Below are 14,031 nucleotides of genomic sequence, written 5' to 3'. Positions count from 1 at the left end.
GCATCCCGGTCCGGAAACCAGGGAATCATGCCTCCTGATTCGCGTCTGGGCGAATGCTAGGAGGCATGGGTGACACTTTCATGAATGCGACGCGGCCGGCGGCCCGGGCACTACATGATCTGCGGACGATCCGGCAAGGTGTTGGCGCGGGGCGAGCCCGGATAGTGGCGGGCCAGCGAGGCGCCCAGCGCCGTAATGCCGTCGACCACGCCTTGCTCGTAGCGCCCCTGGCCGAACGCATCCTGGATGCCGCGGCAGACGGCCTCCCAGGTTCCGGCGCCTTCGCAGGCGTGGATACCCCGGTCGCAGACGATCTCGACCGCATGATCGGCCATCAGGACGTAGATCAGGATGCCGTTGTTGTCCGGCGTGTCCCAGACGCCTTGCAGGGCGAAGACTTCCAGCGCCCGCTCCCGCGGCGATTGCTGCTGCCACAGCGGGCCCATGTCCAGTGCGGCCTCGACCACGAAACGAATCTGGCCGTCATGGCGGGACTCGACCTCGCGGATGGTCCGCTCGATGCGGTCCAGCACCGGAGCCGGGAAGGCTTGATGCGCCGCGCGACGCGTGGTCGCCAGATGTTTGAGGAATCGTTTGATCGCCATGCCTACCACCGTCCCGAGGCGCCGCCGCCACCGAAGCCGCCGCCTCCCCCTCCTCCAAAACCACCGCCGAAACCACCGCCGCCGAAGCCGCCTCCCCCTCCCCGTCCGCCGCCACGATGGCTGCCGCCATAGCCGCCCGGCAGGCCGGCGAAGCCGCCGCCCACCAGCGTGAAGAAGAACGCCAGCAAAGCGCCCACGGCCGCGATGGCCAGCGCGCCGGACAGCAGCCAGGCCGCGCCGCCCACGATGCCGCCCGTCAGGAGCGCGCCCGGCAGCCTGCCCAGGGCCCGTCGCAGCATGCCGCCCGCCACCAGCGCGACGATCAGCAGCACCGGCGCGATGCCTTCCAGGTCGCCGCTTTCCTGCCCGCCGCGCTCGGGGGGCGGCGGCAGCGGTTCGCCGTCGATGAGCCGCATGATACGGTCGGCGCCCTGGGCGATGCCCCCGTAGTAGTCGCCTTCCCGGAACCGGGGTGTGACGATCTCGTTCAGGATGCGGTTGGCGGTGGCGTCGTTCAGGACGCCTTCCAGCCCGTAGCCCACCTCGATCCGCATTCGCCGGTCGTCCTTGGCCACCAGGAACAGCACGCCATCATCCACGTTCTTGCGGCCGGGCTTCCAGGCCTCGGCCACCCGCAGGGAGTACTGCTCGACGCTCTCGGGCGCCGTGCTGGGAACGATCAGGATGGCGAGCTGGCTGCCTTTACGCTCCTGGAACGCGCGCAGTTGCTGTTCCAGTCCCGACCGCTGCTCGGCGGTCAACGTCGAGGTCAGGTCGGTGACCAGTCCCCCGAACGGCGGAATCGCCACCAGCCCGTCACTGGCAGCCTGGGCCGGCCCGGCCGCCAGCCAGAGCACGGCGGCACCGGCAGCCAGCCACGCGGCCGCCCGGCGCCCCCAGGCCCGCCAAGTGCTCATCGCGCGCCCGTGGGCTTGCCACCGCCGAAATCGACGGTGGGCGGTGTGGAAATGGCGCTCTCGTTGGCCACCGAGAAGTTGGCCTTGACCGGGTATCCGAAGGCCTTCGCGGTCAGGTTGCTCGGGAACGAACGCACGATCACGTTGTAGTCCTGGACCGATTTGATGTAACGATTGCGGGCCACGGTGATCCGGTTTTCGGTGCCTTCGAGCTGCGCCTGGAGATCACGGAAGTTCTCGTTGGCCTTCAGGTCCGGATAGCGCTCCACCACCACCATCAGGCGCGACAGCGCGCTGGTCAGTTGCTGCTGGGCGGCGTCGAACTTGGCGAAGGCCTCGGGATCGTTGACCAGTTCCGGCGTGGCGTTGATGCCCGTGGCCTGTGCGCGCGCGTTGACCACGGCGGTCAGCGTGTCCTGTTCGTGGCTGGCGTAGCCCTTGACCGTGTTGACCAGATTGGGAATGAGGTCAGCCCGCCGCTGGTATTGGTTCAGGACTTCCGACCAGCCGGCCTTGACCTGTTCGTCCGCGCGTTGCAGATCGTTGTAGCCGCAGCCGGACAGCGTGGCCGCCAGTATGACGAAGAAAGCAGTGATCAGGCTTCGCACCTTGTTCTCCTTGGAAATGCGCGCTTGGGAAATGAATGTTTGGCCGGTCAGCGGAAAACGTCCGCCAGCACGTCCGCCACGACCAGGGTGGCCAGGGATACCAGGATCAGGTCCGTTCCCGCCGCGCGCCACTCGTAGCCGGGGTAGACCGGCAGCCTCGCCACCATGCCGGCGGGCACTGCCTTCTTGGCGATGCCGGGGGGCAGCGGCTTGCCCCGGGCCAGGTTCTTGCGTATGCCCGGGGGCAAGGGGCCGTAGCCCACCGCGCGGTAGTCGGCGGCGTAGTTTCGGGCCAGCGACACGGTGATGCCCGCGCGGACCAGGTCATCGCCATCGCCGCCGGCATGCTTGTCCTGCCTGGAACCGCCGCCCTTGCCCGAAGACTTGTCGCCCTGCCCGTGGCCTTTGCCGTGGCCGCCTCCCGCATGAGCGTTGCCGTTGCCCTTGCCTCCGGGCGGGTCGCCCCAGGCTGGCGCTACGCCAAGCGAACCTGCCAGCAGCAGGGCGAGGAAAATCTCGCGTCGCGGTTTGAGCATCATTGGCTTTCGGCTCCTCGAGCACAGGCGTGCAACGGGCCAAGCATAGCGCAAGGTCCCGGGAGGCGGGTCCGATAAGGTATCCAGTTGCAGCAGCGTCAGCCGCCCGCCCCGGAGACCAGCCGCTCCAGGCGCAGGCGGTCGCGCGCGTCGGTCAGCCGCCATACGGCCAGGTAGACCGAGCCAGCCGAGGCCGCGAAGCCGCCGCCAGCCAGCAGGAACATCAGCAGGATCTGGTATTTGGCCGACTCGATGGGGTCCATCCCGGCCAGGATCTGCCCCGTCATGATGCCCGGCATGGTGATGACACCCGCCGCCGCCATCTGGTTCATGACGGGCAGCACCCCCGCCCGCACGGCCCCGCGGATGACGCTCCGGAAAGCCGTATAGCGGTCGGCGCCCAGGGCCAGCCGGGCCTCGATCGCCGCTCGTTCGCGCGATACCGACGTGAACACCCCGTTCAGGGCCAGGCTGGCGCTGTTCATGGCCGTGCCCAGCACGATGCCGGCCAGGGGGATCGCGTGGCGCGGGTCGTACCAGGGGTCGGGACGCAGCGCCGTCGCCAGCGCCAGCAGCGCGATGCCCAGCGTGGCGATGCCCACCGGCACCCCACCCACGCCATAGCGCCAGGCGCCCCGGAAGCGCCGCTCCTGCCGCGATCCGACCTCATGGCAGGCGGCGGCGATCATCACCATGACGACCGCGCCCGTCACCCAGGGCGAAGTCAGCGCGAAGACCTGGCGCAGGAAAAGCCCGACCAGTACCAACTGGACGACCATGCGCGCCGCCGCGATCAGCAGCGGGCGCTGGATCCCCAGCGCCAGGCGCAGCGACAGCGCGGCGCTGGCCAGCACCAGCACGGCCGCGATGGCCAGCTCCAGCGGTGTCAGGGAAATCGGGCTCATGGTGTTTCGTCCTCCAGCCCTCCGGGCGTCATGCGCAGCCGCCGGGTGGCAATGCGCGCGGCCTGCGCCGCGTCGTGCGTGACGACCAACAGCCCGGCGCCGTCTTCGCGCAGCCGCGCCAGCAAGGCCTCGACCCGGGTGATGGCCTCCGGGTCCAGGGCCGAGGTCGGCTCGTCCAACAAGAGAAACCGCGGGCGCTGCGAGATGGCGCGCACCAGCGCGAACCGCTGGCGCTGGCCGGTCGACAGCGTGGCAACGGGCGCGTCGAACAACGCATCGGCCAGCCCCAGATCCGGCAGCAGCGCGCGTGCCCGCTCCGGATACGCCATGTGATCGGCCACGATATCCGTCCACCATCCGGCATCGGCCGCGACATAGGTCACCTGGCGCCGGAAGGCTGGCGCCGGCATACGGTTGCGGTCGACGCCGTCCAGCTCGACGCGGCCCTGGGCGGGTTCGAGGTCGGCGATCATGCGCAGCAGCAGGCTCTTGCCCACGCCGGACGGGCCGGACAGCGCCACGCACTCGCCGCCTGCCATCCCCAGGTCGAAGGGGCCCGCGAGGCGGCCGCGCAAGCCGGTGACGGTCAGAGAAGAACAGGTGTCGGTCAAGGTGATGTGGTCGTCAGGCTACCCGGTCGGGCCGAGCGACAGTCTAGCGCGAAGACCGCGTGGCGCGGGCCTGCCGTGGCCATGCACGTATAATCGATAGTTGCTCGCGGCAACGATAAGACCACAAAACCCACTTACCATTTCAAGGTTGTTTCATCTATGTATCGCGCACTCGCCGCCGCCCTCGTTCTGGGCACCCTGGCCGTCGCCCCTGCCCATGCCGGCCCCTATCCCGACCACCCTGTCCGCATCATCAACCCCTTCCCGCCCGGCACGAATACCGACACGGTCGCGCGCCTGCTCGCCCAGAAACTGCAACAGAACTGGGGCCAGGCCACCATCGTCGAGAACAAGACGGGTGCGGGCGGCGCGATCGGCGCGAGCTTCGTCGCGAAATCGCCGGCCGACGGCTACACCCTGCTGCTGACGTCCTCCTCCACGCACCTGGTCGCGCCGGTGCTGCGCAAGGACGTGCCCTACGATGCGAACAAGGACTTCACGCCCATCATGACGGTGACCGTGTCGCCGCACGTGGTGGTCGCCACCCGTTCGCTGCCGGTCAAGGACTTCAAGGACTTCGTGGCCTACGTGAAGGCGCACCCGGGCACGACTTTCGCGTCCTCGGGCAATGGCACCGGCTACCACCTGGCGGGTGAACTGTTCGCCCACGGCGTCGGCGCCAACATGCTGCACATTCCCTACCGCGGCGCGGCCCCGGCCATGAACGACCTGATGGGCGGACAGGTGCAGTCCATGTTCGACTCCCCGGGCAGCGTGGCCCCCAACGCCAAGAGCGGCCGCGTCCACGCGCTGGCCGTCATGGGTCCCAAGCGCTGGCCCACCCTGCCGGACGTCCCCACCACGGTGGAACTGGGCTACCCCCAGTTGCAGTTCTCCACCTGGCTGGGTCTCTACGCCCCGGCGAACACCCCGCCCGACGTGATCGCCAAGATCACCAACATCCTGACCACCGAGCTGTCCAAGCCCGGCATGAGCGAGCAGTTCGACCAGATGGGCTCGCAGCTGAACATGATCGTGGGCAAGGATTTCGCCAAGTTCATGCTCGACGGCCAGGCCTCGCTGAAGAAGCTGGCCGAGGAAGCCAAGCTGCCCATGCTGGATTGATTGGGCCGTCCTGCGCGTTGACGCGCGCCCCGAACGATGGGCCCCAGCCGCTACGCGGCGGGCCCGGGGGGGGCGATGCGGGTGGAAACAAAAAACCCTGCCAATGAGCAGGTTTTTTTGTCGCCGGGCCGCCCCCAGGCAAAAGGCGCCCCCTCGGGGGGAAGCGCCGCCGCGAAGCGGCAAGCCGTGGGGGTATTTCTCGTTCTTGGAGGATCACTCGATCTTGATGCCGGCGGCTTTCACCAACTGAGTGGCGGACTTCGTTTCGTCGGTCAGGTACTTGTCGAAGGCCTTCTGGTCCATCGGCATCGGGGCGGCGCCGAGGTTGGCGAAACGGGTCTTGATGTCGGGCATCTCCAGCACCTTCAGCACGCCGGCGTGGATCTTGTCGACCACGGGCTGCGGCGTCTTGGCCGGAGCGAACAGGCCCACCCAGAAGGTGTAGGCCGCGGCCGGCAGGCCGGAGTCCGTCATCGAGGGGACGTCGGGCAACGCGGCCGAGCGCGCGGCGGTGCCGACGGCCAGCGCCTGCAGCTTGCCATCCTTGATCATGGGCAGGGCCGACACCAGCGGCGCGAAGAACCAGGTCGTGCGGCCGGCGATGGTCTCGGTGATGGCTTCGGGTGTCCCGCGGAACGGCACGTGCACCGCTTCGATGCCAGCGGCCACGCGGAACTGCTCCGCGTTCATGTGCGTGGCCGAACCGTTGCCGGCCGAGGCGTAGAACAGCTTGCCGGGGTCGGCCTTGGCCTTGGCGATCAGGTCGCCCAGGTTCTTGTAGCCGGCCGAGGGCGAGACCACCAGCACGTTGGGCAGGCTGGCCAGGGGCGTGATGCCCTCGAAGTCCTTGAGCGTGTCATACGGCAGGTTCGGATAGATCGATGGATTGACGAGGTGGCCCGAGCTGTGGATCAACAGGGTGTAGCCATCGGCCGGCGCCTTGGCCACCTGGGCCGCGCCCAGGGTGCCGCCCGCGCCGGGTTTGTTCTCGACCACGATCTGCGCGCCCAGGATGGGGCCCAGCTTGTCGGCGATCGAGCGTGCCACCACGTCGGTGCCGCTGCCGGCGGTGAACGGGACGATGAAGCGGATGGGAGCGCCCTGGGGCCAGTTGCCCTGGGCCTGGGCGCCCGCGCCAGCGGCCAGCATCGTCGCGGCCGCGAGGATGCGCAGCGAGGTCCGGCGTGAGTGGGAATATCGTTGCATGGTGTGTCTCCTCTCTGATTTGTCGGATGAAACGGCGGGCGGACTGCCCCGCCTCAGCCCGAAGCGGGCGGGCTGAATGGCATGGCCAGCAGCACCGACGCCGTCCGGCCGCTGCGGTTGATCAACTGGCGTTTCTCTCCGGGCGCCAACCGGCAGGAGTCCAGGCGTCCCAGGGTGGTTTCCTGGCGCGCGCCGTCCAGCTCGGCGACGACGGTCAGCTCGCCCTCCAGGACCACGTAGTGCTTCTCCATGGGCGAGGCGTCCAGCGAAGTGTGGCCGCCAGGCTCCAGTGTCGAGACGCCCAGCCACAGTTGTTCGGCCGGACCGGCTTCCCTGCCCTGCAGCCGCACGCAGCGCATGTCGAAGTGGTTGGGGGCCTCGTAGACCGGGGCTTCGGGATAGCGGGTGACGTTCATTCGGCGCCGCCCCAGGGCCGCAGCACGATGCGCTGGTCCGATCCGCCTATCACCGTGCGGTAGGCCGCGAGCGCGTCGGTCAGCGCGTAGACGGCGTCGGCCTCGACCGGGAACGGCCGCAACGTGCCGGCCTCGAACCCCGGCCGCAGCGCCCGCAGGTGCGCGGCCGCCTCGGTGCAGTCCATGGCCAGCGAGTCCACGCCCACGTAGGTATGCATGGCGCGGTAGAACGTGAAGATGTCGAACGGCACGGGGCGCTCGACCGTGGAGATGAAGATCTGCGTGGCGCGCTTGGCCATGGCCTGGTTGGCGGCCTGGAAGTACGGGCTGCCCACGGTGTTGTAGACGAGATCCACGCCACGGCCGCCCGTCAGCTCGCGCAGCCGGGCGGCGACGTCTTCCTGGCTGGCGTCCACGACCTCGACCGGCGCGCAGGCGAAGCCGGCATAGGGTCCCGGCCGGCGCTGCACCGCGATGACCCGCGCCCCGGCCTGCGCCGCGAGCTGGACCGACGCCTGCCCCACCTTGCCGTTGGCGCCCATGATGGCGACCACCTGGCCGGGCAGCGGCATGCCGCTGCGGCGAAAGCCTTCATAGGCCGTCACGAATGGCACGCCTATCGACCCGGCGGCGTCGAAGTCCAGGCCCGAGGGCATTTCCTCCAGCGCGGCCAGCGGCAGCGTGAGCCAGGCGGCATGGGAGCCATCCCGCGTGATGCCCAGGTCGCCGCCCGAGCCCCAGACGCGGCGGCCCGTCCATTCGGTGGGACCGGCCACCACCGTGCCGGCGAAGTCCCGGCCGGGCGTGCGCGGCCAGACTGCCTGCGGCATCAGGCCCAGCGCCGCCTTCACGTCGCTCGGGTTGACGGCCGCGCTGGCCACTTTCACCACCGCGTGGCCAGCGGCCGGCCGGGGCATGGCCAGGGTTTCGATGGCCGGGGCCAGGTGGGCGGCGGACTCGGCTTTCGCCAGCACGCGCACGGCGGGTCCGGATTGGAGTTCTTGCATGACGGTGGACATGATCGGTAGCGGTTCCTTCAATGCTTGATGGGCAGGCCCAGCAGGTCGCGGGCCTCGCCGGCGGTCGCCACGCTTCCTCCCAGGTCCTGCACGATGCGCGCCGCGCGCTCCACCAGTGCCGCGTTGCTGGGCGCCAGGACCCCGCGGGACAGGTAGATGTTGTCTTCCAGGCCGACGCGGACGTGGCCGCCCGACACGAAGGCGGCCGCCAGCATCGGAAACTCGTAGCGCCCCACGCCGAAGGCGGACCAGAAGGCGCCCGCCGGCAGCAGGCTGCGGGCATACAACAGGGTCTCGGGCGTCGCCTCGAATCCGTACTTGACGCCGGTGACGAAGGTCCACATGCCGGGTCCGTCCAGCGTGCCGTCGGCGATCAGGTCGCGCGCGAGGTGGATATCGCCGCTGTCGAAGATCTCCAGTTCAGGCTTGACCCCCGCCTCGCGGATGACGCCGGCCATGACGCGCACGTTGCGCGGGGTATTGATGACGACCTCGGCGCCGGAGTTCATGGTGTTCAGGTCCAGCGAGCAGACATCGGGCCGCAGGCGCGCGATGTGCTCGACCCGTTTTTCCGGCGGCAGCAGCGTGGTGCCGGGGCCTGCCACGCGCGGTTCGGCTTCGCTCGGTACATAGCGGCCGCCGGGGCCGGTGGTCAGGTTGATGATGACTTCGCGGTTCTGGGCGCGGATGCGGCGGATGACCTCGTCGTACAGGTCGACGTCCATGGACGGGCGGCCGGTCTGCGGGTCGCGCACGTGGATATGGACCTGCGCCGCGCCGGCGCGGGCCGCTTCCAGCGCCGAATCGGCGATCTGTTCCGGCGTGATGGGCAGGTGCGGCGTCTGCTCCGGCTTGGTCAGGTTGCCGGTGATCGCGCAGGTGATGACGGTCGGGTTCACAGGTGGCGTCCTCCATCGACCACGATGCGGGTGCCGGTGGCGAAGCGCAACGAGGTCGCGCAGGCCTCCACGGCGGCGGCGATGTCATCGGTGGTGCCGATGCGGCCCAGCGGCGTGGTGGCCGCGGTCTTGGCGTTGAAATCGGCGCCCCGGCCGGGCACGAAGGAGGAGTCGACCACGCCCGGGCTGACGGACAGCACACGCACGTGCGGCGCCAATACACGCGCCAGCGCCTCGCCCACCACATCCACGCTGGCCTTGGCCGCCACGTAGGCCAGGTTGCTGCCGACGCCGGTGAAAGCCGCGATCGAGGACAGCGTGACGATCAGGCCGTCGCCGCTTTCCTTGAGCAAGGGCGCGAAGGCGCGGATGGTGGCAAACACCCCGCGGAAATTGACCTTGAGGATGTCGTCGATCAATTCGTCGGTCAGGCCGTCGAGGTCGGCCGCCGGCACCGGCTTGGTGTAGCCGGCGCTGTTGATCAGGATGTGGCAGGTGCCGAACTCGGCGCGGACACGGTCGGCCGCCGACTTCAAGGCCGGGCTGTCGGTGATGGAAGCGGCGACTTCGGCGTGTCCTTCGCCAGGCAGCTCGGACACCCGGGCGCGGGCGGCCGGATCACCGTTGTGCAGCAGCACGCAGCGGGCCCCGCGGGCCGCCAGCCGCCGGGCGCTGGCATGGCCGATCGCGCCGGTGCCGCCCGCGATCACCGCCACCTTGCCGTCCAGGCGGTCCTGCGGCGCGAATGGGGATGCTTGTGTCATAAGGGGTTCCTTGGGGAGTACGTGGGGAAATCAGGGAATCGGGGGATGGGGGAAGACCATCTCGCCTTCCAGCAGCGTGAAACAGTGGTCGAACACCGCCACCTCGCCGCCGGGACGCGGCTCCACCCGGTATTGGCCGACCAGCCGGCGGGTCACGCCGAAGGTCGGATCGCTGTGCAGGAACTCCGAGTCGTCGGCGTAGACCTGGGTGATCAGGACCTTGTAGCCGGGCTTGGAGAACATGAAATGCAGGTGCGCCGGCCGGAATTCATGGCGCTCCTGGGCGCGCAGCAGCACGCCGCCGGGCCCGTCCACCGGCACGGGATAGCCCGCCGGCCGCACCGAGCGGAAACGGAAGCGCCCGTTCTCGTCGGTCGTGAAGCGGCCGCGCAGGTTCATGTCGGGCTGGGTCTCGTCCTGGTTCTCGTACAGGCCACTGGGCGAGGCATGCCAGATATCCACCGTGACGCCTGCCAGCGGCCGCCCCTCGCGGTCCTGGACCAGCCCGCTGCCTTCGAGCGGGATGCCGGGCGTGCCCGGCGCCGCCAGCGACGCGCCGGGCGCCAGGCTGGGCGAATGGGCCCGCCAGAACGGGCCGAGCAGCGCGGCATCGGACTCGCCGTGGCGGTCGGCATTGTTCAGCAGCGCCACCAGGGACGACACCCCCAGCAGGTCGGCCACCAGCACCGCCTCGTTCTTGGTATCGCAGGTGGCCTGCCCGATGGCATTGAGGTAGCCCAGCGCATACTCGAACTCGGCCTCGGTCAGGCGGGTTTCCAGCACGAACGCGTGCAGGTGCCGGACCAGGCTGCACAGCAGTTCCTTGACACGGGCATCGGATGTATTTGCCATCGATTGCATAACGATGGGCGTAAGTGATTCCGGAGTACTTGGCAACATTTGGCAAAACCTCATGCTATCGATAGCATTCAGTTTATCCACTTCGTTCCGCTTGTCAACCAGGAAATTTCCCGCGAACCATGCGCCGGCACTTCGCTATCATCTCGCCCATGCCCAAGCGTTCCTCCGCCGCCACCCTTGCCGATATCGCCCTGCACGCCCAGGTGCACAAGACCACCGCGTCGCGTGCGCTGGACCCCGAACGCCGCCACATGGTCAGCCCCGAAGTGGTCGGCCGTGTCGAGGCGGCCGCCCGCGCCCTGAACTACCGCGTCAACCGCGCGGCGTCGGCGCTGCGCACGGGGCGGTCCGGCACGGTCGGCGTCTTGCTGCCCGACATCACCAACCCGGTATTCCCGCCCATCCTGCGCGGCATCGAACAGGCGCTGGCAGCCGAAGGGTTCTTCGTGCTGGTGGCCGATACCGGCAACGAACAGGCGCCCGAGCAGGCCGCGGACCGCATGCTCGCCCAGCGGGTCGAAGGTCTCATCATCGCGACCTCCAGCCTGCACGACCCCCTGGTCGAACGCCTGGTGCGCGATCAAGTCAAGGTCGTGCTGGTCAATCGCCGCGACGAAGACGGCAGCCTGCCCGCCGTTGTCAGCGACGACATGCTGGGCATGAAGCTGGCCGTCGACCACCTGGTCTCGATCGGCCACCGCCGCATCGCCCACCTGTCCGGGCCGTTGGCGCTGTCCACCGGCTCGCTGCGGCAGGCGGGCTTTCGCCAGGCCATGGCCGCGCACGGACTGGAGCCCGCGGGCTTCGCGGAGTGCAACGCCTACTCCTGCGATGCCGGCGAGGAAGGCACGCGCAGGCTGTTGGGCTCCGGGGCTGAATTCACCGCCATCGTCGCTGCCAACGACCTGATCGCGCTGGGCGCGATCCAGGAGCTGCAGCGGCACGGGCGCAAGGTGCCCCAGGACATCTCGGTCGTCGGACACAATGACATGCCGCTGATGGACCGCGTGTCCCCGCCCCTGACCACGGTGCGCATCCTGCACTACGAAATGGGCTTCCGGGCGGCCCGTCTGCTGCTGGACAGCCTGCGCGGCGTGCCGGGCACGACGTCCACCGTTGTCCTGCGGCCCGAACTGGTGGTGCGCGGCTCCTCCGCCCCGCTGTAATATCCAGGCGCAACCCCGAACCTGCCTCGCCGCGCGAGGCCCCGACATGTCCATCAAAGACCAGCTTTTCATCTACGGCCAGTATCTCGCGCCCCAGGCGCTCATCTCCAGCCTGTTCGGCCGCCTCGCGCACTGCCGCGTCCCCAGCCTGAAGAACCCCGCCATTGCCCGCTTCATTCGCCAGTACGGCGTGGATATGAACGAGGCCCTGGAGCCCGATCCCGCCGCCTACGAGCACTTCAACGCCTTCTTCACCCGCGCGCTCAAACCCGGCGCGCGGCCGCTCGACCCGTCCGGGGACGCGGTCCTGTGCCCGGCCGACGGTGCCATCAGCCAACTGGGGCCCATCCGCGCCGGCCGCGTCTTCCAGGCCAAGGGCCACGATTTCAGTGCCGAGGAACTGCTGGGCGGCGACGCGCGCCGCGCCGCGCCCTACCAGGACGGCGGCTTCGCCACCATCTATCTATCCCCCCGTGACTATCACCGGGTGCACATGCCGGTGGCCGGCACCTTGCGCGAAACCGTCTACATTCCCGGCCGCCTGTTCTCGGTCAATCCGCTCACGGCCCGGTCCGTGCCGCGGCTGTTCGCGCGCAACGAACGCCTGGCCTGCCTGTTCGATACGGAACTCGGCCCCATGGCGGTGGTGCTGGTGGGCGCCATGATCGTGGGCGCCATGGAAACCGTCTGGGGCGGGCAGGTCGCGCCGCACGGCTCGCGCATCATCGCCACGCGGTACGACGACGGCGCCGTGCGGCTGGAGAAAGGCGCCGAGATGGGACGCTTCAAGCTCGGCTCGACCGTCGTCCTGCTGTTCGGCGCCGGCCGGGTGGACTGGCTCGGCGCCCTGGGGCCGCTCGCTGGTGTCCGCATGGGCCAGGCGCTCGGGCGCGCAGTGAATCTATAATGGTGGCCGTCGAATATTCTCGACGACCACGGCGCCTGTCCCCCAGGTGCCGCGGATCCGGCTTCGCCGGTCCGCCAGCGCCGCCCCGCCCCGGGATACGGCCGACAGACCGCCCGGCGCCGGGCTTTCCACTCACAGCCGCACATCCAACATGCCAACCCGTCCGCTTCGCGACGCCGAAGAAACCGCTGATACCGCTTCCTCGACCGACCACGCCCCGCTAGTCTTCTCGCAGCCGCCCCGCGTGCGCCTGCTGAGCGATATCCTGCCCGACGATCCCCTGCTGATGATGGGCGCCGGTCCCGTGCCCATCCCCGACGCGGTCGCCCATGCCAATTCGGTGGTCATCAACCACCTGGGCGCGACCATGTCGACCATCATCTCGCAGGTCAAGCAGATGGCGGGCTACGTGTTCCAGACCAGGTCCGAATGGGTGCTGGGCGTGGCGGGGCCGGGCTCGGCCGCGATGGAAATGGCGATCTGCAACCTGGTGTCGCCCGGCAGCAAGGTGCTGTGCGTGGTCAACGGTTTCTTCAGCGCCCGCATGGCCGAGATGAGCCGCCGCCTGGACGCCGACGTCGTCACGCTGGACATCGACGGCAACCAGGCCGCCTCGGCCCGGCAGGTGGAACAGGCGATCGAGCAGCACCGCCCCGACGTCCTGACCATCGTCCAGGGCGAAACCTCCAACACGGTCTTCAACCGCGAGTTGCCCGCCATCGCCAAGGCCGCCAAGAAGCACGGCTGCCTGGTCGTGGTCGATGCCGTCTGCACGCTCAGCACCATGCCGCTGCAGATGGACGACTGGCAGATCGACGCGGTCATCACCGGCGGGCAGAAGGGACTGTCGTCGATTCCCGGCGTGTCGCTGATCGCATTCTCCAACGATGCCTGGGAACACATCGGCCGGCGCAAGACGCCCAACACCCATTGGGTCCTGGACGCCAAGCTGGCCGAGAACTTCTGGCACAAGGGGTCCTACCACTACACCGCGCCGGTGTCGGGCGTGCTGGCGCTGCACGAGGCCTTGCGCCTGGTCTGCGCCGAGACGCTGCCGGTGCGTTTCGCGCGCCATTCGCGATCGTCCTTTGCCCTGCAGAACGGCATCGAGGCCATGGGCCTGCGCCTGTTCGCGCCGCCTGCCTCGCGCCTGAACTCGGTGGTCGGCATCACGGTGCCGGAAGGCCTGACCAACACCGGGATCTGCGCGCATATTTCCGACCGCTATCGGGTCGAGATCTCGGGTTCGTTCGGCCTGCCCATCGTCCGCATCGGCCAGATGGGCGAACAGTGCCGGGCCCACAACCTGTTCCGCACGCTGCACGCACTGGGATCGACCATGCGCGACCTGGGTGCCAAGGTCGACATGCCCGCCAGCATGGCCACGCTGGAATACAGCCTGCAGGTGTAGCCCCCCCCTACGCGCTTCGCGCGCCCCCCAGGGGGCGATGCGGGTGGACCGGCGGAGCCGGATCCACCGCATCCT

General features: G+C 69.1%; 16 protein-coding genes. 4 read left to right on the top strand and 12 right to left on the bottom strand.

Translation table 11 applies throughout. The features are described 5' to 3' along the window. Positions 1-110: 110 nt before the first annotated feature. The 6 genes from AC1Q6E_RS03385 to AC1Q6E_RS03360 all read right to left on the bottom strand — a co-directional run bounded on the left by AC1Q6E_RS03385 (position 111) and on the right by AC1Q6E_RS03360 (position 4,182). Positions 111-605: a TPM domain-containing protein gene (locus AC1Q6E_RS03385; protein ID WP_152795488.1), complete on the bottom strand. Its 495-nt coding sequence runs from the start codon at positions 603-605 to the stop codon at positions 111-113. A gap of 2 nt (positions 606-607) precedes the next feature. Continuing rightward, entirely contained in the window at positions 608-1,522 is a 915-nt protein-coding gene (locus tag AC1Q6E_RS03380) for a TPM domain-containing protein (protein ID WP_492572205.1), read from the bottom strand. Further along, positions 1,519-2,130 (bottom strand): LemA family protein, encoded by a 612-nt coding sequence (locus tag AC1Q6E_RS03375; RefSeq protein WP_492572204.1) that lies wholly within the window; start codon positions 2,128-2,130, stop codon positions 1,519-1,521. The genes AC1Q6E_RS03380 and AC1Q6E_RS03375 overlap by 4 nt, the downstream gene beginning before the upstream one ends. A 47-nt stretch (positions 2,131-2,177) precedes the next feature. Beyond that, positions 2,178-2,669: an anti-virulence regulator CigR family protein gene (locus tag AC1Q6E_RS03370; RefSeq protein ID WP_492572203.1), complete on the bottom strand. Its 492-nt coding sequence runs from the start codon at positions 2,667-2,669 to the stop codon at positions 2,178-2,180. Between the two features lie 95 nt (positions 2,670-2,764). Then, positions 2,765-3,571 carry an ABC transporter permease gene (locus AC1Q6E_RS03365; RefSeq protein ID WP_492572202.1) on the bottom strand — a complete coding sequence of 269 codons (807 nt, stop codon included), beginning with the start codon at positions 3,569-3,571 and terminating at the stop codon, positions 2,765-2,767. Next, positions 3,568-4,182 carry an ABC transporter ATP-binding protein gene (locus tag AC1Q6E_RS03360; protein WP_296560041.1) on the bottom strand — a complete coding sequence of 205 codons (615 nt, stop codon included), beginning with the start codon at positions 4,180-4,182 and terminating at the stop codon, positions 3,568-3,570. Before AC1Q6E_RS03360 ends, AC1Q6E_RS03365 begins: the two co-directional genes overlap by 4 nt. 159 nt (positions 4,183-4,341) lie before the next feature. On the opposite strand from AC1Q6E_RS03360, the gene AC1Q6E_RS03355 reads away from it, so the two are divergent. Then, positions 4,342-5,307: a Bug family tripartite tricarboxylate transporter substrate binding protein gene (locus tag AC1Q6E_RS03355; protein ID WP_152795482.1), complete on the top strand. Its 966-nt coding sequence runs from the start codon at positions 4,342-4,344 to the stop codon at positions 5,305-5,307. Positions 5,308-5,520: 213 nt separating this feature from the next. On the opposite strand, the gene AC1Q6E_RS03350 is transcribed toward AC1Q6E_RS03355, so the two are convergent. From AC1Q6E_RS03350 to AC1Q6E_RS03325, 6 genes are read right to left on the bottom strand one after another with little or no spacing between them, the layout of a single operon-like run. Then, the gene (locus AC1Q6E_RS03350) at positions 5,521-6,513 is read right to left on the bottom strand and encodes a tripartite tricarboxylate transporter substrate binding protein (RefSeq protein ID WP_152795480.1); all 993 of its coding nucleotides are present in this window, start codon (positions 6,511-6,513) and stop codon (positions 5,521-5,523) included. A 53-nt stretch (positions 6,514-6,566) separates the two neighbouring features. Beyond that, a complete protein-coding gene (locus tag AC1Q6E_RS03345; protein WP_492572201.1) occupies positions 6,567-6,929 on the bottom strand; it encodes a cupin domain-containing protein in 363 nt (120 codons plus the stop codon). After that, positions 6,926-7,948 (bottom strand): quinone oxidoreductase family protein, encoded by a 1,023-nt coding sequence (locus AC1Q6E_RS03340; protein WP_492572200.1) that lies wholly within the window; start codon positions 7,946-7,948, stop codon positions 6,926-6,928. The genes AC1Q6E_RS03345 and AC1Q6E_RS03340 overlap by 4 nt, the downstream gene beginning before the upstream one ends. Positions 7,949-7,965: 17 nt before the next feature. After that, complete coding sequence (locus tag AC1Q6E_RS03335; protein WP_492572199.1) at positions 7,966-8,847, bottom strand: beta-keto acid cleavage family enzyme; 882 nt, start codon at positions 8,845-8,847, stop codon at positions 7,966-7,968. Next, positions 8,844-9,611, bottom strand: a complete 768-nt coding sequence (locus tag AC1Q6E_RS03330; RefSeq protein ID WP_492572198.1) for an SDR family NAD(P)-dependent oxidoreductase — start codon at positions 9,609-9,611, stop codon at positions 8,844-8,846. The genes AC1Q6E_RS03335 and AC1Q6E_RS03330 overlap by 4 nt, the downstream gene beginning before the upstream one ends. Before the next feature lie 30 nt (positions 9,612-9,641). Further along, on the bottom strand, positions 9,642-10,463 hold the full coding sequence (locus tag AC1Q6E_RS03325; RefSeq protein WP_296560050.1) for a dioxygenase family protein: 822 nt from the start codon (positions 10,461-10,463) through the stop codon (positions 9,642-9,644). Between the two features lie 158 nt (positions 10,464-10,621). On the opposite strand from AC1Q6E_RS03325, the gene AC1Q6E_RS03320 reads away from it, so the two are divergent. From AC1Q6E_RS03320 to AC1Q6E_RS03310, 3 genes are all read left to right on the top strand, one after another. Then, positions 10,622-11,638 carry a LacI family DNA-binding transcriptional regulator gene (locus tag AC1Q6E_RS03320; protein WP_296560052.1) on the top strand — a complete coding sequence of 339 codons (1,017 nt, stop codon included), beginning with the start codon at positions 10,622-10,624 and terminating at the stop codon, positions 11,636-11,638. 46 nt (positions 11,639-11,684) lie between these two features. Further along, a complete protein-coding gene (asd, locus tag AC1Q6E_RS03315; protein WP_152795468.1) occupies positions 11,685-12,545 on the top strand; it encodes an archaetidylserine decarboxylase in 861 nt (286 codons plus the stop codon). Positions 12,546-12,696: 151 nt separating this feature from the next. Continuing rightward, positions 12,697-13,956 carry a pyridoxal-phosphate-dependent aminotransferase family protein gene (locus AC1Q6E_RS03310; RefSeq protein ID WP_152795466.1) on the top strand — a complete coding sequence of 420 codons (1,260 nt, stop codon included), beginning with the start codon at positions 12,697-12,699 and terminating at the stop codon, positions 13,954-13,956. Positions 13,957-14,031: the final 75 nt, after the last annotated feature.

This window comes from Pigmentiphaga sp. MLSB6-MA01, assembly GCF_058793475.1.
This window is presented reverse-complemented; position numbering and strand designations above follow the sequence as displayed.

What these genes read in the sequence shown, in the direction of transcription:
- AC1Q6E_RS03340 (WP_492572200.1), bottom strand. Translation starts at nt 7,948, where the DNA reads ATGTCCACCGTCATGCAAGAACTCCAATCCGGACCCGCCGTGCGCGTG.
- AC1Q6E_RS03370 (WP_492572203.1), bottom strand. Translation starts at nt 2,669, where the DNA reads ATGATGCTCAAACCGCGACGCGAGATTTTCCTCGCCCTGCTGCTGGCA.
- AC1Q6E_RS03380 (WP_492572205.1), bottom strand. Translation starts at nt 1,522, where the DNA reads ATGAGCACTTGGCGGGCCTGGGGGCGCCGGGCGGCCGCGTGGCTGGCT.
- AC1Q6E_RS03325 (WP_296560050.1), bottom strand. Translation starts at nt 10,463, where the DNA reads ATGGCAAATACATCCGATGCCCGTGTCAAGGAACTGCTGTGCAGCCTG.
- AC1Q6E_RS03345 (WP_492572201.1), bottom strand. Translation starts at nt 6,929, where the DNA reads ATGAACGTCACCCGCTATCCCGAAGCCCCGGTCTACGAGGCCCCCAAC.
- AC1Q6E_RS03385 (WP_152795488.1), bottom strand. Translation starts at nt 605, where the DNA reads ATGGCGATCAAACGATTCCTCAAACATCTGGCGACCACGCGTCGCGCG.
- AC1Q6E_RS03330 (WP_492572198.1), bottom strand. Translation starts at nt 9,611, where the DNA reads ATGACACAAGCATCCCCATTCGCGCCGCAGGACCGCCTGGACGGCAAG.
- AC1Q6E_RS03350 (WP_152795480.1), bottom strand. Translation starts at nt 6,513, where the DNA reads ATGCAACGATATTCCCACTCACGCCGGACCTCGCTGCGCATCCTCGCG.
- AC1Q6E_RS03310 (WP_152795466.1), top strand. Translation starts at nt 12,697, where the DNA reads ATGCCAACCCGTCCGCTTCGCGACGCCGAAGAAACCGCTGATACCGCT.
- AC1Q6E_RS03320 (WP_296560052.1), top strand. Translation starts at nt 10,622, where the DNA reads ATGCCCAAGCGTTCCTCCGCCGCCACCCTTGCCGATATCGCCCTGCAC.
- AC1Q6E_RS03365 (WP_492572202.1), bottom strand. Translation starts at nt 3,571, where the DNA reads ATGAGCCCGATTTCCCTGACACCGCTGGAGCTGGCCATCGCGGCCGTG.
- AC1Q6E_RS03355 (WP_152795482.1), top strand. Translation starts at nt 4,342, where the DNA reads ATGTATCGCGCACTCGCCGCCGCCCTCGTTCTGGGCACCCTGGCCGTC.
- asd (WP_152795468.1), top strand. Translation starts at nt 11,685, where the DNA reads ATGTCCATCAAAGACCAGCTTTTCATCTACGGCCAGTATCTCGCGCCC.